Source organism: Pontibacterium sp., from assembly GCF_041587635.1.
Classification (GTDB): Bacteria; Pseudomonadota; Gammaproteobacteria; order Pseudomonadales; family Balneatricaceae; genus Pontibacterium.
Window position 1 is genome coordinate 1 of sequence record NZ_JBFGYC010000531.1, and the last position, 2,824, is coordinate 2,824.

Here is a 2,824-nt window from a genome sequence, read left to right on the forward strand (position 1 = left end):
CCGGATCCACGATTCGGGTTTCCACCGACATGATAGGTTTACCAATAGAGGCAAGACGCCCTTCCTGTTCATCCGGTGCAAGCACAGTGGCAAGCGGTGCCATTTCGCTTTGCCCATAACAGTTGAACAACTGACAACCCGGCAGACGGTCCTGCAACTCGGCGACGATAGGTTCCGGCATGATGGATGCGCCGTAATAGATATTCACCAGTGAGCTGAGGTCGTTCTGTTCAAAACCCTCGTGCTGTAATAAGCCGATCCAGACGGTGGGTGGGGCAAATACTGAGTTCAGCTTTTCGTGGCTGATGGCGTTGAAAATTGCATCCGGAGTCGGAGTCTGCAATATGCAGTTCATCGCCCCTGTCATCAATGCAGGCATGGTAAAGACGTGCATCTGGGCGGAGTGATAAAGCGGCAGGGCGGCAAGTAAGCGGTCATTGGATCTGAGCTGTAGGTGCTGAATACAGCTGCTGTATTCAGCCATAAAACCCCGGTGGGTATGCATCGCGCCTTTCGGATGTGAAGTGGTTCCTGAGGTATACAGAATTTGTACGATGTCAGTGTCGCATATCGATACCTGTGGTGGTGAGGCATCGGAGTCGGCCTGTGCGAGCTGCAGAATATCCGGCTGCTCTGCGCTGAGGTTGGTCGTATGCAGGCTGCCGCGCTGTGTGATCTGGGTGTCGTTAACAACGGCGTCTGCATTGTCCGCCAGTTCGTCATCGACATAGATAGCCGATGCCCCGGACTGCTTGAGCAGATAGAGCAGTTCTTCTTTAACCAGTGCAAAGTTGATCGGTACGTGGATTAGGCCGGAGCGAGCACAAGCCAGAAATAACAGCAGATAAGCGTCGGAGTTTTTACCGTATGCCGCGACGCGGTCACCCTGCTTTAAGCCGCTCGATAGCAGATGGTTGGCAACGCGGTTAACCGCCTGATCCAACTCGCGGTAACTCCAGCGACGGGATTGAAAGAGTAAAGCATCCTGATTGGCATAACGTTGAGCGGCGCGGCGCAGACCGTCGCCAATCGTGTTTACCGTGGCAATTTCTACTTCAGGGAGCATCATATCCGCCTTCTTATTGTTGTTATTTAAGACGAGTGTCTGTTAGAAGGCGGGTTGCTGACAATGATCAAACTGTCCAAAGGATTTGATCAAAGAGGACAGCTAATTATTGAGTGGCTTGATTGCTCATGTACAGGCTGGGAGAAACACCGGTCCAGTTCTTAAATGCCCGGCAAAATGCGGCTTGCTCGGTAAAGCCGACCAGTTGACTGGTTTCCGCAACGGACAGGGATTCTTCGGTCAGCAGGCGGATCGCCATATCGCAGCGTACCTGATCCTTTATCTGCTGAAAGCTGGCGCTTTCGTCTTTCAGTTTGCGGCGCAGAGTACGGGAGGTCATATGCAGTCGGTTGGCGATCTCCTCCAGTGTCGGGGGCTGCTCCAGACCCTGTTTGAGAATCTGCCGTCGTACCTGAGTACTGAGGGAGTGATCGCTCCCCACCCGGCGTAATACCTCCAGCGGTGACTGACGCAGGAACAACTCCATCTCAATTGGATCGCGGGCGAGGGGTAAGGTCAGCAGTTTACTGTTGAAGGTGAAACCGGCAGTGGGCTGATCGAACAAGAGATGATCACCAAACATGGAGGGGTATTCATCCACATGATTCGGTGGTGGGTAATTAAAACGGGTGGAGTGAATCGGGACCTGAGTATTAACCAGCCAGCAACTGAGTCGCTGCCACATCAGCAGAATGAACTCCTGCAACAGGTGGTCGGGATCGTATTGTGGCTGTTTCAGTGTTGCGGAAATATCCACAAGGTCACCGTCATGGTAGATCGAAAACACGATCTCATCCTGTACCGCATTATAGAAACGGATGCTCTGCTGCAACATCGCGCCCAAGGTCTTGAGCTGAAATAACGATTCCATCATCAGTGCAAACACGCCGTTTTTACAGGGCCGTGCGGTGAGCCCCATAAACTCATCTCCGGTGCACCGCCACACCGCTTTGATCAGGTTGGCCAGCTGTACTTCCGTGATCCGTGCATTGGGTTGGTGAATCAATTCAGCCGGGACGGCGGCACGTTCGAGCAACGGAATCGGGTCGAGATCGGCCAGAAGCGGCCCATGAAGGCAGGCTTGAATGTAGTGATTGGAGACCAGTTTACGCTTCATTGTTGGTAGTGGTTTTCCCGTATTTATTCTGAGCATACCTCGTTGCCGCGTGAGGTACAAAACCTACCTTAGATTGATCCGGCAACAGCCGACAACGGTCATTTTTATCAAATAGATTGTCTGTATCGGTCATATAACCGTCGTCCCGCTTTACCGGATACTGCCTGCCACAAGAACAACAATGAACCTGGCAGGAGTAAACGGCCGATGAATATCACACATAAAGTCGCTGTCGTCAGTGGCGGTGCCTCGGGACTGGGGTTGGCGACCAGCCTACGACTGTTGGCTGAAGGGGCGTCAGTGCTGGTGCTGGACCTGAACGAAGATGCTGGCCAGACACTGGCTGCACAATACCCTGAGCATGTTTTGTTTTCCTGCACCGATGTGACCAACGCAGATGCCGTTGAGCAGGCAATTGATCAAGCGATGGCGCGGTGGCAACGGCTGGATATCTGTATCAACTGCGCGGGTGTTGTGGCGGCGGGGCGGGTGTTGGGGCGCGAGGGAGCGTTGCCACTGGTGCAGTTTAGTAATGCCATCAATATCAATCTTAACGGTACCTTCAATGTGCTGCGTGTTGCGGCTGAGAAGATGGCGGCTGGAAAAGACGGCGAGCAGGGTGTCATTATCAATACTGCCTC

The 2,824-nt window shown here is 53.1% G+C and carries 3 protein-coding genes; 1 reads left to right on the top strand and 2 read right to left on the bottom strand.

What is annotated here, in order from left to right; all coding sequences use genetic code 11:
- Both ABYW01_RS18545 and ABYW01_RS18550 read right to left on the bottom strand, forming a co-directional pair.
- Positions 1-1,069, bottom strand: a 1,069-nt coding sequence (locus ABYW01_RS18545) for an AMP-binding protein (protein ID WP_372835732.1), incomplete at its 3' end; no start/stop codon positions are given.
- Positions 1,070-1,172: 103 nt separating this feature from the next.
- Positions 1,173-2,183, bottom strand: a complete 1,011-nt coding sequence (locus ABYW01_RS18550) for an AraC family transcriptional regulator (protein ID WP_372835735.1) — start codon at positions 2,181-2,183, stop codon at positions 1,173-1,175.
- Positions 2,184-2,390: 207 nt separating this feature from the next.
- On the opposite strand from ABYW01_RS18550, the gene ABYW01_RS18555 reads away from it, so the two are divergent.
- A partial coding sequence (locus ABYW01_RS18555; RefSeq protein WP_372835738.1) for an SDR family NAD(P)-dependent oxidoreductase occupies positions 2,391-2,824 on the top strand: 434 nt, incomplete at its 3' end.